Source organism: Alteromonas sp. RW2A1, from assembly GCF_001886475.1.
Lineage (GTDB): Bacteria > Pseudomonadota > Gammaproteobacteria > Enterobacterales > Alteromonadaceae > Alteromonas > Alteromonas hispanica.
Window position 1 is genome coordinate 1,367,234 of the sequence record NZ_CP018031.1, and the last position, 17,692, is coordinate 1,384,925.

A 17,692-nucleotide genomic window follows, 5' to 3' on the forward strand; every position below is an offset into this window, starting at 1 on the left:
TTATTACACTTTTTTCAGCATTTTAACGATGTTAACCGCATCAGCGGTTTCTTGTACATCGTGAACACGTATTATATGTGCTCCCATTTGGGCCGTAATTGTAGCGAGCGCAATACTTCCAGCCAAGCGTTCTTCAACATTTCTGTTTAAAAGCTTACCTATCATTGACTTTCTCGACATACCAACAAGCACGGGCAACCCTAATGCCATAATATCAGGTAAATATTTAACTAACGCATAGTTATGCTCGAGAGACTTTCCAAAGCCGTAGCCTGGGTCCAGTAAAATGGATGACTTATCGATACCAGCTTGTTCACATGCTGCTGTCCGCTCAACTAAGAAACCCTTTACATCACTGATAAGATCATCATATTGCGGGTTCGCTTGCATTGTTCTTGGCTCGCCCTTCATATGCATAAGGCAAACCGGTACCTTGGCTTCAGCAGCGGCTTTCAGCGCGCCAGGTTCTCTCAACGCGCGAACATCATTAATTAGCTTAGCACCTGCGTTCACTGCCTCAGTCATTACCTGTGGCTTGCTGGTATCAATTGATATAACACAATCGCTTCTTGCCGACAGCGCCTCAATTACTGGAATAGTTCTATCAAGCTCTTCTTGAAGCGCAACATCTTTAGCACCGGGACGGGTCGATTCGCCACCAATGTCGATAAAAGTAGCGCCCTGCTCTACCATACAAAGTGCGTGTTCTACTGCCTGCTGGGTAGATGCGTGTCGACCGCCATCGGAAAAGGAATCAGGGGTAACATTTAAGATCCCCATAACGCGAGGCTGATTAAGATCAATAAAATGATTGGCAAACTGCATACATCAACTCTTTTTTATTATGTAAATAAAAAACGCCAGATTAACTGGCGTTTTTTAATCCTAACATTGCGGCTAAATTAAAGGAGGAATTAATTTAGCCTCAAGCCTTAACTTGGAATGTCACCGGGTTTTCCAACCGATGGCTTGTCAACGCCATCGTTTTTAATTTCGCCTTCCTTCACAGGCGAACCGCCACTTGGCTTATCACCACCCGATGGCTTGCTGTCGTCCCAGTCTGCGGGAGGACGCACTTCCGTACGGTTCATCAAATCATCAATCTGCTTAGCATCGATAGTTTCATACTTCATCAGCGCGTCTTTCATCGTGTGAAGAATATCTTTGTTGTCTTCTAGAATTTGCTGCGCTCTTTCGTAATTGCGGTCGATAAGTGACTTGATTTCTGCATCGATAGCACGAGCCGTATCATCAGACATACTTGACGCTCTCGACATTGAATTACCAAGGAATACTTCGCCTTCTTCTTCTGCGTACAACATTGGTCCCATCTTCGTAGATAGTCCCCATTGCGTTACCATTTTACGAGCAATATCAGTAGCACGCTCAATATCGTTTGATGCACCAGTAGTCACTTTGTCATCGCCATAAATTATCTGCTCTGCAATTCGACCACCAAACAGGCTCGAAATCATACTTTCTAGGTGCTGTTTAGAGTGACTCACTCTATCCTTTTCAGGCAAATACATGGTCACACCGAGGGCACGTCCACGAGGTATGATAGATACCTTATATACCGGATCGTGTTCTGGCACCAGGCGACCAACGATAGCGTGACCTGCTTCATGATATGCCGTCATTTCTTTTTCAGACTCAGACATCACCATTGACTTGCGCTCAGAGCCCATCATGATTTTGTCTTTCGCTTTCTCAAACTCTTCCATTGCAACAAGACGCTTGTTACCACGAGCTGCAAATAGTGCCGCTTCGTTAACTAAGTTTGCTAGGTCGGCACCTGAGAAACCAGGAGTGCCTCGAGCAATTAGTGATGCTTCAACGTTGTCTGCAATTGGTACCTTGCGCATATGCACTTTAAGAATTTGCTCTCTACCACGGATGTCTGGAAGACCAACGATAACCTGACGGTCAAAACGACCTGGGCGAAGTAATGCAGGGTCAAGTACGTCTGGGCGGTTAGTTGCCGCAATAACGATGATCCCTTCATGACCTTCAAAGCCATCCATTTCAACTAGCATCTGGTTAAGAGTTTGCTCACGCTCATCATGACCACCGCCTAGGCCTGCGCCACGCTTGCGGCCAACCGCGTCAATCTCGTCAATGAAGATGATGCACGGTGCGGTTTTCTTTGCTTGCTCGAACATATCTCGAACTCGAGACGCACCTACACCCACAAACATTTCCACGAAATCAGAGCCCGAGATACTGAAGAATGGCACTTTTGCTTCACCAGCGATGGCTTTTGCTAACAGCGTTTTACCCGTTCCCGGTGGACCTACCATTAACACGCCTTTAGGAATTTTACCGCCAAGCTTTTGGAACTTAGATGGGTCGCGGAGGAAATCAACCAATTCAGACACGTCTTCTTTTGCTTCGTCGCAGCCAGCAACGTCAGCAAACGTAGTCTTTATTTGGTCTTCGCCCAATAAGCGCGCCTTGCTCTTGCCAAACGACATGGCGCCTTTACCGCCGCCGCCTTGCATTTGACGCATGAAGAAAATCCACACCCCAATAAGCAGTAACATTGGGAACCACGATATGAAAATCGATGCGAGAAGTGATTGCTCCTCAGGCGGTTCACCATAAACCCTTACATCGTTTTTAACTAGGTCCGAAACTAGTTTGTCATCGAAGTAAGGTACGAAGGTTTGAAAAGATTCGCCAGAGCGTTTAGTCCCGCGAATTTCGCCATCATTATTGATACGAACTTCACGGATATTGCCCTGCTCCGCTTCTCTTAGGAATGTTGTGTAGTCAGTTTGTGAACGAGCAGTTTCACTCGGTGAAAAGCTCTGGAAAACCGACATCAATACAACGGCGATAACCAACCATAAGATTAAATTTTTTGCCATGTCGCTCAATGCTACTAACCTCTATAAATCCGAACCGGTGTGAAAGTGAACAACTTGATTGTTCTGCACACAACACAATTCGCAACTAAAATCGCTTACAATAAAGCGTACTACACTTTATACCCACAAGCCACCAAATACACCTCACGAGAACGTGATCTCGACGAGTCAGGCTTACGCGTTTTTATCGTGGTAAAAGATTGCTTAAGTGCATTCATAAACTCAACAAAACCTTCACCCTGAAACACCTTAATGACAAACGAGCCACCGGGTTTCAGCACTTGATGACACATGTCCAGCGCAAGTTCGCAAAGATACATGGAACGAGACTGGTCAACTGCCGAATTACCAGCAAGATTAGGTGCCATATCCGACAATACTATATCTACGGTGTTCCCACCGATTCTGTTCAAAAGTGCGTGTAAAACTTCTTCTTCACGGAAATCACCCTGCAGAAAGTCTACGCCCACGATAGAATCCATGGGCAAAATATCGCAGGCGATAACCTGACCGCTATCCCCTAATAGCTTTGCTGAAAGCTGAGACCAACCACCGGGCGCAGCGCCAAGATCAACAAGGGTCATACCAGGCTTAATCAGTTTGTCTTTCTTTTGAATCTCTTCGAGTTTATAAATGGCACGAGAGCGCCAACCATCTTTTTGTGCTTTCTGCACATAATGGTCGTCGAAATGTTCTTTTAGCCAACGTTTACTGCTGGCGGAGTGTTTCTTTTTTGTCATTCAATTACAATGTTATTAGGATTGTAGAGTAGATGGCGTTAGAATACGTTATTTCAAGCATAAACTAACAGATTAATTGTAAGAATATTTATTAAATGAAACTTTCAAATAAACAGAAACAATTCCTTAAAGGTCTAGCCCACCCACTTAAGCCAATAGTGCAGCTAGGCGCGAATGGTCTCACCGAGGGCGTTGTCGCAGAGATTGACAATGCACTAAATCACCACGAATTGATCAAAGTTAAGGTTCCTTCTGAAGATCGCGAAGAAAAATCGCTGATTATGGATGCCATTGTACGCGAAACAAATGCGGAAAAACTTCAGGTAATTGGTCATACACTTATTATTTACCGTCCTAGTGAAGACTGTAAAATTCAGTTGCCAAAATAAAGACGCTTTTGGTGTCAGTCCACTCTGACACCATAGTTTTTACCATCAAATACCGTTAACATCTCGTTAATATTATGAAAATAACCAGATTAACGGGAACTCCATGTTGCTAACTAACCTTACTGCAATTGTTACGGGCGGATGCTCGGGTCTTGGTCACGCTACCGCTATTGCGCTTCGCGAAGCAGGTGCAAAGGTCAGCCTTTTCGACTTAAACGAAGAACAAGGTGCCAAGCGCGTAGAAGAGCTAGGTAAAGACAAAACCCTTTTTACGAAAGTGGATGTGCGCGATGAAGCACAAGTTCAAGCGGCGATCGACGCCACAACAGATACTTTCGGCGCTATCTCTCTTGTGGTTAACTGTGCCGGCATCGCACCTGCGAAACGTTTGCTTGATAGAGAAGCAAACCCAGCGCCATTAGGCGACTTTCAAACCACCATTGACATAAACCTGGTAGGCAGCTTTAACGTAGCCCGATTGGTTGCTGCCACCATGGCAAAACAATCGCCTATAAACGATGAGGGCGAACGCGGCCTTATTATCAATACCGCTTCGGTAGCGGGCTATGAGGGTCAAATTGGCCAAACTGCTTACGCGGCCAGTAAAGGCGGCATTATCGGGCTTACCCTTCCAATGGCACGTGACTTAGCCCCACTTGGAATTCGGGTGAATACGATAGCACCAGGAGTGATGGGAACGCCTATGCTGCTAGCCATGCCTGAAAAAGTACAAGAAGCTCTGTCTGCTAACGTTCAATTTCCTAAACGCCTAGGCCTACCTGAGGAATTCGGCAAGCTTGTTGTTCATATGGCAAACAACACTTACCTTAACGGCGAAACCATCCGCTTAGATGGCGGCCTGCGTATGCCGCCAAAGTAATAAATTGGTAGGTAAATTAAACACCGTAATGAAAAGGGAGCATTGACTCCCTTTTTTTATTCTCCATCACCACCGCTTACAATTAACGCAAGGTTATACAATCGATTTACTGCGTGATAGTTAATAGAGTTTTTAGGGTAACGCCCCTTAGAACTTATCTTACCCGCTTCTTGTTCCATCAATATAGTGAGTGCGTCATCAACAGTTTCAACGGTATAGATGTGAAATAGACCTTTTTTGACTGCCTCTATTACAGTGCTATCTAACACTAAATTAATAGCATTGGACTTTGGAATGATGACACCTTGAGTTCCCGTAAAGCCGCGGTATTGGCAGAGGTCGAAAAAACCCTCAATTTTTTCATTCACGCCGCCCACAGCCTGAACCTCGCCATATTGGTTGATTGAGCCGGTAATCGCTAGCGTTTGAACGCATGGAATTTCTGTAAGTGCAGATATAAGCGCGACCAATTCGCCTAACGATGCACTGTCGCCATCAATATGGCCATATGACTGCTCAAGCGCAATATTGGCAGACAGCGTTAACGGAAAATGCTGGGCATACTTGTTGCCTAAGTAACCATTTAACAGCATGACACCTTTTGAATGAATGGGTTGGCCCAATTCCACTTCCCGCTCAATATCAATTACACCGCTAGCGCCGGCGAATACTGTTGCCGTAATGCGTGCTGGTGTGCCAAACGCTGTGTCACCAATATCTAGTACGGTAAGGCCATTCACCTTGCCAACGGCCTTACCTTCGGTTGCGATAAGTACGTGGCCTTCCTTTATATCGTTAAGAAGCGCCTGGCTTACCCTGCCCGTTCTTCGTTTTTTGGCGCTTAATGCAATTTTTAAATGATTAAGCTCTAGGCTAGTGCTATTACTCTTTTGACAGAAGTAAAAAGCCTCGTTAACCAGTTCAATCACTTCGGCAAAATGCGCTGATAGCTTTTCTTTGTGCTCAGCCATGCGAAGCGAATATTCGACTAGCCGGCACATGGCGTTAGCCGTAATATCCTCTAGACCAAGCCCGCGTGTGTGCGCACGTACTTTACCAACAAAATCGAACAGCGCCTGACGAGTCACGGGAATTTCTAAATCAAAATCGACCAGCACTCGGAATAATTCATCAAACTCATCATCGTAGTCTTGCAGGGTGTAATAAAGGTCTCTCGAGCCCAGTAATACAATCTTTACGCTTAAATCAATAGGCTGCGGATTTAACGTAATATTGTTAACCATACCCACGTCTTGTTGCGGTAGGTCCATTCGTAAACGCATAGACTTGATGGCTAATTTTAAGGTATCCCACACATAGGGCTGTTCTATAAGCTGGTCCACATCTAGTAGTAAATACCCACCGTTTGCACGGTGCAGCGCGCCCGGCTGAATCATTCTGTAGTTAGTGAATACACTGCCGTGAATGTTGGTATATTCAATTTTACCGAACAAATTTTGATAGGTAGGATTTGGCTCATAAATTACGGGAGCAGAATCGTCAAGCCTGTTGGAAACAAGCACGTTAGGTAAAAACTGTTCTTCGAGGAATACTTTTTTATCAAAGTCCTCTGTCTTTTCTTCTTTTTGCTCTTCACTGTGAATCACTAAAATAGCGTCCACCAGTGCGGTTCTCAGTTGCTTTAAATATTTTACTACACCGAGTTGAGATGAATATTTGTGCTCGAGCACTTTAATCAGTGGCTTTATGCCCTGTTCAGCCGTGTTTTTATCTAATGCACGTAAACGCTCCGAGTTCTCTCGCTTCCACGCGGGTAGACCGAGTAAACTCTCACTAAGACGGTTTTCCAACTCATCGATAAGTACATAAAAACGTTCTCGCTGACTTTCATCAAAGGTGGAAAACTCACTATCACTAATAGGTTTACCATTGATTATGGGTGAAAACGTGATTGAGCCACCTTCTTCAAACAGAGCAACATCATTAGCCAGAGCATAACGCTCAACGGCATCAATAGCAGCATCATACTTCTGCTCGAAGTCACGTAGAATAGAGGCGCGACGGCGCTGATAGCCAGGATTGTCAAATGCTACAGGTAATGAGTCGAGCACGTCGTCGATTAGGTTCGCCATATCCTTTTGAAAGGCTTTGCCTCCCCCGGGAGGAAATCTAAGGGCAACGGGCTCTCGTTCCACATCAAAGTTGTTGATGTAACACCAGTCGTCTGGCGCAACAGATTGGGCGACTTGCCTTTCGATATAATCTTTTACCAAAGAGAAGCGACCGGTAGCAGGCTCGCCCATCACATAAAGGTTGTACCCTTTGGTAGTTATACCTAACCCAAAGGTAAGCGCTTCACGCGCACGCTCTTGCCCTATAAAAGTTGCATTGAGCGCTTCCTCATCTTTTAAGGCACTGTTGATTGCGCGGCGGTTTATGGTAGGTGATAAGGCGTCTACATCTAACGCAAATGATTTACTGTCTACAGACATGTTGTTCTATATTCGTTACTTTTCCTAAGTGAAACCCTTATTAACATTAGTGTCAAACCCTTATCTTCAATAAAGCGGTTTTATACTAACAATTGCACAACAAACAACCACGTTTGTAAGGGTACGGTATATTTTGTTTTTAATATTGCACCACTTATCATGCATATCGAATAGCGTAATAACTATCATCCCAACAAAGCGCTCAGCCGTGATGTGAAATCATTCAAGCGACAAGGAAGGTCTCCCCTCTTTGTAAAGCATTAACCTATGCATAAATGCTCACTTTTCGTGCAAGCAGCAATAAATATCGCCAAGTTAAGTGTTAAGCTATTGAGGCATGGCTTAACGCTGGGGTATTCTATAAGGCTATATATATGTTCAATCGGTTATTTTTTTATTCGTGCGTGATGGTTTTGATTCTATCGACACGAGCAGATGACCCAAATATAAACGTTTTAACTCTAAATGCGGAAGCCTAAGTTTCATGGCCGATAATCAGTACAACCCAAAAGATATAGAACAACGTGTTCAGCAATACTGGGAAGACAATCAATCTTTCAAGGCAAGCGATAACGAAGATAAAGAAAAGTTTTATTGCCTGTCTATGTTTCCTTATCCTAGTGGTCGACTCCACATGGGACACGTGCGTAACTACACTATCGGTGATGTAATCAGCCGCTATCAGCGCATGCAGGGCAAAAATGTTATGCAGCCTATGGGTTGGGACGCCTTTGGTCTGCCTGCTGAAAATGCAGCGATAAACAATAACACTGCACCAGCGAAGTGGACTTACGAAAACATCGATTACATGAAAACCCAGCTCCGCTCTTTAGGCTTTGGTTATGACTGGGATCGTGAAGTTACTACCTGTAAATCCGATTACTATCGCTGGGAGCAATGGTTCTTTACACGCTTGTATGAAAAAGGCTTAGTGTATAAGAAAGACTCAACGGTAAATTGGGATCCAGTAGACCAAACGGTACTCGCTAACGAACAGGTGATAGATGGTCGAGGCTGGCGTTCTGGTGCATTGGTAGAGCAAAAAGAAATTCCACAATGGTTTATCAAAATTACCGATTATGCCGAAGAATTGCTTAACGACCTTGAACAACTGGAAGAGTGGCCAGACCAAGTTCGCGCCATGCAAGCTAATTGGATCGGGCGTTCTGAAGGTGTCGACATTACCTTTGATTTAGCATCACCGGTAAACGATATTGCCGACCTGACGGTTTATACAACACGCCCCGACACTTTCTACGGCGTGACGTACGTGGCAGTAGCAGCACAGCACCCGCTTGCAGAATTTGCTGCGCAATCTAACCCTGATATCGCTCAGTTTATTGACGAGTGCAAAAATACTAAGGTTGCCGAAGCTGAAATGGCCACCATGGACAAAAAAGGCTGTGCCACCGGCTTAGAAGTTATTCATCCACTTACGGGCGAGAAACTGCCTATTTGGATTGCCAACTTTGTTCTTATGGAATACGGCTCTGGCGCGGTTATGGCGGTACCTGGGCACGATCAGCGCGACTGGGAATTTGCTACAAAATACAATCTGCCTATTCAACAAGTTATTGCCGCAAAAGCCGGTGACGAAGATAAATGCGACCTATCAAAAGCTGCATACACAGAAAAAGGTAGCTTAATTAATTCCGATAAATTTAACGGCCTTGATTTTGACGCAGCATTCAATGGTATTGCCGAAGCACTTGAGGTTAAAGGTTGTGGCCAGCGAAAGGTCAACTATCGACTTCGTGACTGGGGCGTTAGTCGCCAGCGTTACTGGGGCACACCTATTCCTATGCTCAAATTGGAAAACGGTGAATCTGCGCCTGTACCCTCAGACCAACTTCCGGTTGAGTTACCTGAAGACGTAGAAATGGATGGCGTGATTTCTCCGATTAAAGCAGACCCTGAGTGGGCGAAAACCACTTACAAAGGAGAACCTGCATTAAGAGAAACAGACACCTTCGATACCTTTATGGAGTCGTCGTGGTACTACGCTCGATACACAAGCGCAACAAATCCCGACGCTATGCTAGATCCGAAAGCCGCTAACTACTGGCTGCCTGTCGACCAATATATTGGTGGTATTGAACACGCTATCTTGCACCTACTTTACTCTCGTTTCTTCCACAAATTGTTACGTGATGAAGGTTTGGTAGACTCTGATGAACCGTTCAAGCGTTTATTATGTCAAGGAATGGTTTTGGCAGATTCTTATTATCGTGAAGACGAGAAAGGTAAGAAAACCTGGTATTCGCCAACAGAAGTCACCACCGAAAAAGATGAAAAAGGCCGTATTGTTAACGCTTGGCTTACTAGCGACAATACCCCGGTAACCCACGGCGGCATGACGAAAATGTCGAAGTCGAAAAACAACGGTATCGACCCGCAAGAAGTTATCGACCAGTATGGCGCCGATACAGTACGACTATTTACTATGTTTGCTGCGCCACCCGAGCAAACACTAGAGTGGGTTGATTCTGGTGTTGAAGGTGCAAACCGCTTCCTTCGTCGAATTTGGAAACTGGTTACTGAGCACGTAGAAAAAGGCGATGCAGTAAAGCTTGATGTAAAATCTCTTTCGAAAGAACAGCAAGCGCTTCGCCGTGAAGTGCACAAAACGATCCAAAAGGTTACCGATGATTTAGGCCGCCGCCAAACGTTCAATACAGCAGTAGCGGCAATTATGGAGCTGCTAAATCACTTACAAAAGGCCCCGCAAGAAAGTGCGCAAGACATCGCTAATATGCGCGAAGCCGTGGAATCTGTATTGCTATTGCTTAACCCTATTACGCCGCATATCGCTCACGAGTTGTGGAAAGTTCTGGGCCACAGCGAAGATATTGATGTGGCGCCTTGGCCTGCAGTAGATAAAGATGCGCTAGTCGAAGACGAAAAGCTCATTATTGTTCAGGTAAACGGAAAAGTACGCGCTAAAATGACGGTTGCTGCCGATGCGAGTAAAGACGAGGTTGAGGCACAGGCATTGGCGCAAGCGAATGTGCAACAGTTTATCGAAGGCAAAACCATCCGCAAAGTCATTGTGGTGCCAGGTAAACTTGTCAATATTGTAGCGAACTAGGCGACAATGAAATAATGAATGCACTTTTAAAAGTTATTGGTATAGCAACGCTTGTAGGCGTCCTTAGCAACTGCGGTTTTCATTTGCGAGGGGCACCAAGCCTACCTGAAAATGTAAATACTGTAGTGATAGAAAGTGCCAGAGCGCACGCGCCTTTGGCGCGAGCGCTTGACAGTAGATTGAATATTTATGGCTTGGCATCGGCGTCTGGCGAAGATGCTAAACAAACAAGCGAAAATATTAATATTTACTTACTGCCCGAAAAACTAGACCGTCAATTGTTGTCGGTCTACCCTTCAGGTCAGGTTGCAGAATACGACTTAATTTATGTGGTGCGTTACAGAGTCTCGTTTCCCAATAAACAGCCGTTGATGGCTCAGTTTGAGGTGGTGCGAGATTATCAAGATGACCCCGACCAGGTTCTTGCGAAGTCACGAGAACTCGATCTAATGCTTGATGAGATGCGAGCGGAAGCGGCAGATATTATTATTAGACGTTTATCTAGCCAGGCTGTTGCCGCGCTAGACGAAAGCGAATAGGCGTCGCATAACCTTCATGCAAATTTATCCCAATCAATTTCACCAAGATATCCAGAAAGGATTGCGTCCTTGTTACCTCGTTTTTGGCGACGAACCTCAGCAAAAGTTTGATGTCATAGAACAAATCAGACGTCACGCAAAAGCGAAGGGATTTGATGAAAGAACCACATTAGTGGCTGAAACTGGGTTCTCTTGGAACCAGCTGCTAGAAGCCACCCAAAGTATGTCTTTATTTTCTAGCCAGCAATTTATAGAGCTCGAGCTCCCCACTGGTAAGCCCGGTACCGAAGGAAGTAAAATGCTTCAAGAGGTAGCTGCCAAACTCAACCCAGACATGCTGCTATTAATTCATGGTCCCAAAATTGGAAAAGATGTTCAGCGTGGAAAGTGGTTTAAAGTGCTCGATGAGCTGGGGGCATCAACCTTGTGTTACCCCCTTGAGGGCCGCCAGCTAAACGCATGGATTAACCAACAGCTTTCTTCTCATCAGCTATCGGTATCGGCTACTGGGGCAAAAATCATTGCTGACTTTTGCGAGGGAAACCTTTTGGCAGCAAAACAAGAAATTGATAAGCTGGCGTTACTTCATCCTCAACAAACCATTAGCGACGAGCAGCTAGAGCGGGCAATGGTTGATCAGTCTCGTTACAATGCGTTTCAACTCGTTGATGTCATGCTTAACGGAGAAAGCACTCGCTGTATAAAAATGCTTTACCGTCTAGAAAGCGAAGGCCTAGAGCCTAACATTATCATTTGGGCACTCATTCGAGAATGGGAACAGCTTTGGAATTTAAAGAACGCAGAACAGCAGGGCCAGCCAATTCAGTGGCAAAAATTTGGCATCTGGCGCAATAGGCAAGGTATGTATCAAGCCGCACTGCAGCGTCTTTCGTTAAAGCAACTTGAAGACATTCAACACGCTTTATCTCAGGCAGACCTTGCTTTTAAGCAGCAGGTTATATCTCGCCCTTACGTTAAGCTTTGTCATTTATGCATGATGTTTATGGGCGTTAACTTAACAAACATTCCGCTACTGGACAGTTAGCCGTGGCATTGAGAGTTATTCTAGGGGGCACATTTAATCCTCCTCACTACGGGCACATTACTCCAGCGCTGTATGCCGCAGATTTATTGGGTGTAGAACATGTAGATTTGATGCCCTGTAAACTAGCTCCTCATAAGTCGGTAAGTGTTTCTGAAACCCACAGGGTAAATATGATACATCGGTGTTGCGATACCCACTCTCGCTTGCGTGCCGAACTCATAGAACTCTCACTGCCTTCTCCCTCTTATACAGTGAAAACGCTGCGTGCATTAAATTCAAAGCACGATGATACAATCTGTTTTCTCATTGGAGCAGATTCACTGTATAATCTCGATAAATGGTATGAGTGGGAAAGCTTGCTTACCTATTGCCACCTTATTGTAATGAGGCGAGACAGTGAAACATTTTCCCCGCCACCGGCAATAGCCAAGTGGCTCAAGCGAAACGCCATACAAGACATCGAACGGTTACATCAGCGTAAAAGTGGTCACGTTTTACTGTTAAATACGCCACTTAAAACAATTTCTTCCACGCAATTGCGTAATGAAATAGCAAGTGAAAATGCAGATACGCTAGACCATGCCGCTCCTGATACTATTGAAAGCTGGGTACCCCGTAACGTTATTGAATACATCAATGACAACCAGTTATACAGCGAATAAACACAAGAGGAAAACACTTGGAGAGTCTACAACTTAAGCAGTTTGTTAAAGACAAAATAGACGATATGAAAGGCCGTGATATCATTGAACTCGATGTTCGAGGTAAGTCGACCATTACAGATACCATGATCATTTGCTCTGGTAATTCAAAGCGACACGTTTCTTCGATTGCAGAAAACGTGATGGTTGAAGCAAAAAACGCAGGCCATGCGCCAGGCAATGTTGATGGTAAAGACTCTGGAGAGTGGGTTTTGGTAGATTTCGGCGATGTTATTTTGCATGTAATGCAGGATGAAACTCGCGACTTTTACCAACTTGAAAAGCTTTGGGCTTAAATCACCACTTCACCAAACGAAGAGCCACTTTATAAATGGTTAACTCCGTGAGTATGCTTTTGAGTAATGCACAGCATCAATCAAGGACAGTACGTTGAGAATTCAAATTGTTGCTGTGGGAACAAAGATGCCCTCGTGGGTATCTGCTGGGGTCGATGAATTTATTCGTCGATTCCCAAGCGACATGCCGGTAAACATAACCGAAATACCTGCGGGAAAGCGCGGGAAAAATGCTGACATTAAACGCATTCTAGATAAAGAGGGTGAACAAATGTTGGCAGCTATTCCCAAAGGAAACCGCATTGTCACTCTTGAGGTAACCGGCAAGCCTTGGGATACCCCCACGCTAGCCAAAAAATTAGACAACTGGAAAATGGATGGCAGAGACGTCAGCTTACTCATTGGCGGCCCTGAGGGACTTGCGCCTTCTTGCATTGAAGCCTCTGAACAAAAATGGTCACTCTCTGCGCTCACACTCCCTCACCCATTAGTGCGAATTATACTGGTTGAAAGCGTTTATCGAGCGTGGTCGGTTACGCAAAATCATCCTTATCACAGAGAGTAGAAGTCACATCTAATGCAAAGGAAGTCAATGCACCGCAAGCGCCAGGCTATTCGCGACCACACCGCGGAAGCGAATTTATTTGCTCGTCGCGCCACCATTTCCTTCATTATTGTTACTGCCATGCTAGGCATTGTATTAAACAATTTGTATTCTCTTCAGGTTACCCAACACGACGACTACCAAACCCGCTCTAACGGCAACCGTATTAAAGTATTGCCGGTTGCACCGAACCGCGGTCTTATTTACGACAGAAACGGCGTGTTGTTGGCGGAGAATCGTCCCGTATTCAGCCTAGAAGTCACCCCTGAAAAGGTCGATGACATAGAGGACACACTTGCCAGACTTACCTCCCTGATGGCGATTACCGAAGAAGAACTCACTCGCTTTGAGTCTAATTTGAAGGGAACCCGGCGCTTTAAACCCGTTGTTTTGAGAACGGAACTGTCTGAAAAAGAAGTAGCCACCTTTTCAGCCAGTAAGCACAAGTTCAAAGGGGTGCAGATTGAAGCTCGCCTAGCCCGCCACTACCCTTATAAAGAAACCTTAACTCATGTGCTTGGATACGTAGCGCGAATTAATAAGCGGGACTTACAGAAACTGGTAGAAGCTGGGCAAGAAGATAATTACGCCGCCACATACGATATCGGTAAGTTAGGCATTGAGAAATATCACGAAGAAACGCTGCACGGTACCGTGGGTTATCAACAAGTAGAAGTGAATAATCAGGGCCGTATTATTCGTGTGCTTAACGTAGACCCTCCCACACCTGGAAAAGATATTGTTCTTAATATAGACCTTTCGTTACAGCAGGAGGCCCAGCGCATTCTTGAAGACACTCGAGGCGCAGTGGTTATTACAGAAGTTAAAACCGGCGGCGTGCTAGCCCTTTATTCAAATCCTAGCTACGACCCCAACCTATTTGTTCACGGCATTAGCAGTAAAAATTATTCAGTGCTATTAAATTCGCCCGACCGACCATTGATAAACCGTGCCACTCAAGGTCAATACTCTCCCGCATCCACCGTAAAGCCTCACCTTGCCCTACTAGGTCTTGAAGACGGTGTGGTAACAGAAGATTACTCTATTAAAGACAATGGGCGTTACCGCTTGCCTAATGTTTCCCATGTTTGGAGAGACTGGAAGCGTTGGGGACACGGTGAAGTAGATATTGCAAAAGCTATCGAAGTGTCTTGCGATATTTACTATTACGACCTTGCCTACAACTTGGGTATCGACAAAATCAGTGAGGCAATGCAGGAGTTTGGTTTTGGCGACTACACAGGTATAGACTTGTACGAAGAATCAAACGCGAATATGCCAAGTAGAGGCTGGAAACGGGCTCGATTTAATCAACCTTGGTACATTGGTGATACCATTCCAGTAGGTATTGGGCAAAGCTTTTGGACAGCAACACCTATTCAATTAACGCACTCAATTAATACCCTGGTGAATAGAGGAGAGCGCTATATTCCTCAAATTATTCGCGGCTACAAAGAGTCCAACGGAGTTGATGATCTTATTCCACTGAAAACGTCTCGGCCTATTCAAATAAACGATCCTAAAAATCTCGACATCGTCTTAAATGCCATGCACGACGTTGTGCACGGCGAAGAAGGAACAGCTCGCTTTGCTTTTGCCGATACGCCCTATGAGTCTGCGGGTAAAACAGGTACTGCCCAACTCTTTACGGTAGCTCAAGACGAAAAATACGACGAAGATGAAGTTGATGAAAGGCTGCGCGACAATGCACTCTATGTCGGTTTTGCCCCGTTTGATAATCCAGAAATTTCAATAACAGTAGTACTGGAAAACGCAGGTGGTGGTAGTTCAAATGCTGCTCCTGTTGCTCGTAAGCTTATGGACTTTTATTTTCGGGGTCGCACTTTTGAAACCGCTAATGTAGACAGTGAGAGCGAAGAATAATGAAAAGAACCGCCATCACACCGGATAAAATAAGCTTTCTTCAGCGAGTTCATATTGATGGCTGGCTTCTGCTGGGTCTACTGGTACTAAGCGGCGTGGGCTTGGTAACCCTTTACTCGGCCTCTGGACAAGATATAGGCCAGATGCAGCGCCAATTTACCCGCTTAGCCGTTAGCTTTGTTGTTATGGCGGTACTTGCACAGCTGCCTCCCGGGTTTTATCGGCGCCTTTCCCCTATCGCTTTTGTCGGCGGGCTACTTATGCTGGTTGCAGTATTGCTTTTTGGCGATATGGGCAAGGGAGCTCAGCGCTGGCTTGATTTAGGTTTCATCCGATTTCAACCCTCGGAACTGATGAAGCTGGCTGTGCCTATGATGGTAGCCTGGTACATCAGCAAATTTACGTTGCCACCCCGTACACACCACATCGCTTTGGGATTTATTATGGTGGTTGTGCCAACGGTTTTGATTGCGAAACAGCCCGATTTGGGAACGTCGCTGTTAATTGCAAGCTCAGGGGTTTTTGCCATTTTTCTTGCCGGTATGAGTTGGAAACTTATCTCACTGGTAGGTGCGCTCGTTGGCGCATTCGCCCCTATTATGTGGTTCTTCCTAATGAAGGATTATCAAAAACAGCGCGTACTTACGTTTTTAAACCCAGAGAGCGATCCCCTTGGTTCTGGCTATCACATTATTCAATCTCAAATAGCGATAGGTTCTGGCGGAGTTGATGGAAAAGGCTGGCTACAAGGCACCCAGTCGCAGCTCGAGTTTCTACCCGAACGTCACACCGATTTTATATTTTCAGTGTTCAGTGAGGAGTTTGGACTCACGGGAGTCATCGTTTTATTAGCGATTTATCTGTATATAATTATGCGTGGTCTAATTATCTCTAGCCGAGCCCAAGACGCTTTTTCTAAATTGCTTGGCGGTAGTATTACCCTAACCTTCTTTGTTTATGTTTTTGTGAATATGGGAATGGTGTCAGGCTTGTTACCCGTGGTAGGAGTGCCTCTACCGCTTGTAAGCTATGGGGGGACTTCTATGGTGACATTGATGGCGGGTTTCGGCATTCTAATGTCAATTGCAACTCAAAAACGGTTGATTTCTCGATGACTGGCTTTTCTGGCAACACTTTTTTCTGCATGTGTCTCGCAATGCTTGTAGTGTCGGGCTGCCAGCAAACGCCCTCTGGTCGCTATTCACAATCTCAAGACTCAGCCCCCAAACATGTGGCAAAAGTTCCCGAGACGCTAGATGCTGTGCCTAAATATGAGGCATACAGATCTTTCAATCACAGACCATACGAAGTATTAGGCAAGCGTTATACGCCCATGCGCACAGGAAAAGGCTATGAAGCCACAGGGTATGCCAGTTGGTATGGGCAAAAGTTTCACGGCCACCTTACGTCCAATGGTGAAACCTACAACATGTTCGCCATGAGCGCGGCACATAAAACTCTGCCCTTGCCTTCGTTTGTGAGGGTGACAAACTTAGAAAATAACAAACAGGCGGTTGTTCGCGTAAACGATCGCGGCCCATTTCACGATAATAGAATAATAGATTTGTCTTACGCTGCTGCAGTAAAACTGGGCTATCACAGCAAGGGTACGGCGAAAGTGAAGTTGGAAGTCATTCATTTCGATGAAGACAATAACGTTACCGTTGGCAGTAGCCCTACGGTAAGCTATGACGAGTATTTAGGCATTGCGGTAGCATCTAACGCTATTGAAGACATGGACAGTAGCGAAGATTTTAACGAAACAATAGCTAGCACAACTACGAACAACTCGCCTGCTGTCAACACCACCACTTCTCAAAACACCAATGAAAGAAATCACGGCACTTTTATTCAAGTAGCGGCACTTTCCAATGCTGAAAAAGCAAAATCAATATCCCATGTTCTTTCGGCGCTTTATCAATTACCTGCTCACCTTCCTAGCAGTAACAATGTATATAAACTGCAGCTAGGCCCTGTAGAAGATGAAAAAACTCTCGAAGACGTGCTTCGGCAGCTTAAGCAAAATGGTTACCCTAATGCTTATGCAGTAAAACAACCACATTAATGAAGTGTTTACACTTATGAGCCTGTGATTCGTCCTGTAAGTTCTACTTTAATCGAAACTTTTTTGGTAAACCCTAGTCCTAAATGCAGCCTTACGATAGACTTCGTCACTATTGTAATCTTAAAGTACAATGACTAT

At 45.1% G+C, this 17,692-nt stretch carries 15 protein-coding genes; 11 read left to right on the top strand and 4 right to left on the bottom strand.

Translation table 11 applies throughout. The annotated features are described in order from the left end of the window. Nucleotides 1–3 precede the first annotated feature (3 nt). The 3 genes from folP to rlmE all read right to left on the bottom strand — a co-directional run bounded on the left by folP (nt 4) and on the right by rlmE (nt 3,610). Nucleotides 4–825 carry a dihydropteroate synthase gene (gene folP, locus BM528_RS06150; protein ID WP_071979130.1) on the bottom strand — a complete coding sequence of 274 codons (822 nt, stop codon included), beginning with the start codon at nt 823–825 and terminating at the stop codon, nt 4–6. A 107-nt stretch (nt 826–932) separates the two neighbouring features. Next, entirely contained in the window at nt 933–2,879 is a 1,947-nt protein-coding gene (ftsH, locus tag BM528_RS06155; protein ID WP_071979131.1) for an ATP-dependent zinc metalloprotease FtsH, read from the bottom strand. Between the two features lie 101 nt (nt 2,880–2,980). Then, nucleotides 2,981–3,610, bottom strand: coding sequence for a 23S rRNA (uridine(2552)-2'-O)-methyltransferase RlmE (rlmE, locus tag BM528_RS06160; protein ID WP_071979132.1), 630 nt, complete (start codon nt 3,608–3,610; stop codon nt 2,981–2,983). 95 nt (nt 3,611–3,705) lie between these two features. Here rlmE and yhbY point away from each other — a divergent pair, with 95 nt between their 5' ends. Both yhbY and BM528_RS06170 read left to right on the top strand, forming a co-directional pair. Then, the gene (gene yhbY, locus BM528_RS06165) at nt 3,706–3,999 is read left to right on the top strand and encodes a ribosome assembly RNA-binding protein YhbY (RefSeq protein ID WP_071979133.1); all 294 of its coding nucleotides are present in this window, start codon (nt 3,706–3,708) and stop codon (nt 3,997–3,999) included. Between the two features lie 103 nt (nt 4,000–4,102). After that, nucleotides 4,103–4,879: a 3-hydroxyacyl-CoA dehydrogenase gene (locus BM528_RS06170; protein WP_071979134.1), complete on the top strand. Its 777-nt coding sequence runs from the start codon at nt 4,103–4,105 to the stop codon at nt 4,877–4,879. A 56-nt stretch (nt 4,880–4,935) separates the two neighbouring features. Here BM528_RS06170 and BM528_RS06175 read toward each other — a convergent pair whose 3' ends face one another. Next, on the bottom strand, nt 4,936–7,332 hold the full coding sequence (locus BM528_RS06175) for a Lon protease family protein (protein WP_071979135.1): 2,397 nt from the start codon (nt 7,330–7,332) through the stop codon (nt 4,936–4,938). Between the two features lie 484 nt (nt 7,333–7,816). Between BM528_RS06175 and leuS the strand changes: the two genes are divergently transcribed. From leuS to BM528_RS06220, 9 genes are all read left to right on the top strand, one after another. Beyond that, nucleotides 7,817–10,420 (top strand): leucine--tRNA ligase, encoded by a 2,604-nt coding sequence (leuS, locus tag BM528_RS06180; protein WP_071979136.1) that lies wholly within the window; start codon nt 7,817–7,819, stop codon nt 10,418–10,420. Nucleotides 10,421–10,434: 14 nt separating this feature from the next. Then, complete coding sequence (locus BM528_RS06185) at nt 10,435–10,959, top strand: LPS-assembly lipoprotein LptE (protein WP_071979137.1); 525 nt, start codon at nt 10,435–10,437, stop codon at nt 10,957–10,959. A 16-nt stretch (nt 10,960–10,975) separates the two neighbouring features. Continuing rightward, on the top strand, nt 10,976–12,004 hold the full coding sequence (gene holA, locus BM528_RS06190; protein WP_071979138.1) for a DNA polymerase III subunit delta: 1,029 nt from the start codon (nt 10,976–10,978) through the stop codon (nt 12,002–12,004). Nucleotides 12,005–12,006: 2 nt separating this feature from the next. Then, a complete protein-coding gene (nadD, locus tag BM528_RS06195; protein WP_232230588.1) occupies nt 12,007–12,666 on the top strand; it encodes a nicotinate (nicotinamide) nucleotide adenylyltransferase in 660 nt (219 codons plus the stop codon). Nucleotides 12,667–12,683: 17 nt separating this feature from the next. After that, a complete protein-coding gene (gene rsfS / locus BM528_RS06200; RefSeq protein ID WP_071979139.1) occupies nt 12,684–13,001 on the top strand; it encodes a ribosome silencing factor in 318 nt (105 codons plus the stop codon). A 94-nt stretch (nt 13,002–13,095) separates the two neighbouring features. Then, the gene (gene rlmH / locus BM528_RS06205; protein WP_071979140.1) at nt 13,096–13,566 is read left to right on the top strand and encodes a 23S rRNA (pseudouridine(1915)-N(3))-methyltransferase RlmH; all 471 of its coding nucleotides are present in this window, start codon (nt 13,096–13,098) and stop codon (nt 13,564–13,566) included. A 27-nt stretch (nt 13,567–13,593) separates the two neighbouring features. Beyond that, entirely contained in the window at nt 13,594–15,489 is a 1,896-nt protein-coding gene (mrdA, locus tag BM528_RS06210) for a penicillin-binding protein 2 (protein ID WP_071979141.1), read from the top strand. Then, nucleotides 15,489–16,604: a rod shape-determining protein RodA gene (gene rodA / locus BM528_RS06215; protein ID WP_071979142.1), complete on the top strand. Its 1,116-nt coding sequence runs from the start codon at nt 15,489–15,491 to the stop codon at nt 16,602–16,604. The genes mrdA and rodA overlap by 1 nt, the downstream gene beginning before the upstream one ends. Nucleotides 16,605–16,645: 41 nt before the next feature. Beyond that, nucleotides 16,646–17,554, top strand: coding sequence for a septal ring lytic transglycosylase RlpA family protein (locus BM528_RS06220; protein ID WP_232230589.1), 909 nt, complete (start codon nt 16,646–16,648; stop codon nt 17,552–17,554). Nucleotides 17,555–17,692 lie beyond the last annotated feature (138 nt).

Coding starts and splice junctions, on each gene's coding strand:
- yhbY (WP_071979133.1), top strand. CDS start 3,706: ATGAAACTTTCAAATAAACAGAAACAATTCCTTAAAGGTCTAGCCCAC.
- leuS (WP_071979136.1), top strand. CDS start 7,817: ATGGCCGATAATCAGTACAACCCAAAAGATATAGAACAACGTGTTCAG.
- BM528_RS06175 (WP_071979135.1), bottom strand. CDS start 7,332: ATGTCTGTAGACAGTAAATCATTTGCGTTAGATGTAGACGCCTTATCA.
- mrdA (WP_071979141.1), top strand. CDS start 13,594: ATGCACCGCAAGCGCCAGGCTATTCGCGACCACACCGCGGAAGCGAAT.
- folP (WP_071979130.1), bottom strand. CDS start 825: ATGCAGTTTGCCAATCATTTTATTGATCTTAATCAGCCTCGCGTTATG.
- BM528_RS06185 (WP_071979137.1), top strand. CDS start 10,435: ATGAATGCACTTTTAAAAGTTATTGGTATAGCAACGCTTGTAGGCGTC.
- rlmE (WP_071979132.1), bottom strand. CDS start 3,610: ATGACAAAAAAGAAACACTCCGCCAGCAGTAAACGTTGGCTAAAAGAA.
- BM528_RS06170 (WP_071979134.1), top strand. CDS start 4,103: ATGTTGCTAACTAACCTTACTGCAATTGTTACGGGCGGATGCTCGGGT.
- holA (WP_071979138.1), top strand. CDS start 10,976: ATGCAAATTTATCCCAATCAATTTCACCAAGATATCCAGAAAGGATTG.
- rodA (WP_071979142.1), top strand. CDS start 15,489: ATGAAAAGAACCGCCATCACACCGGATAAAATAAGCTTTCTTCAGCGA.
- BM528_RS06220 (WP_232230589.1), top strand. CDS start 16,646: ATGCTTGTAGTGTCGGGCTGCCAGCAAACGCCCTCTGGTCGCTATTCA.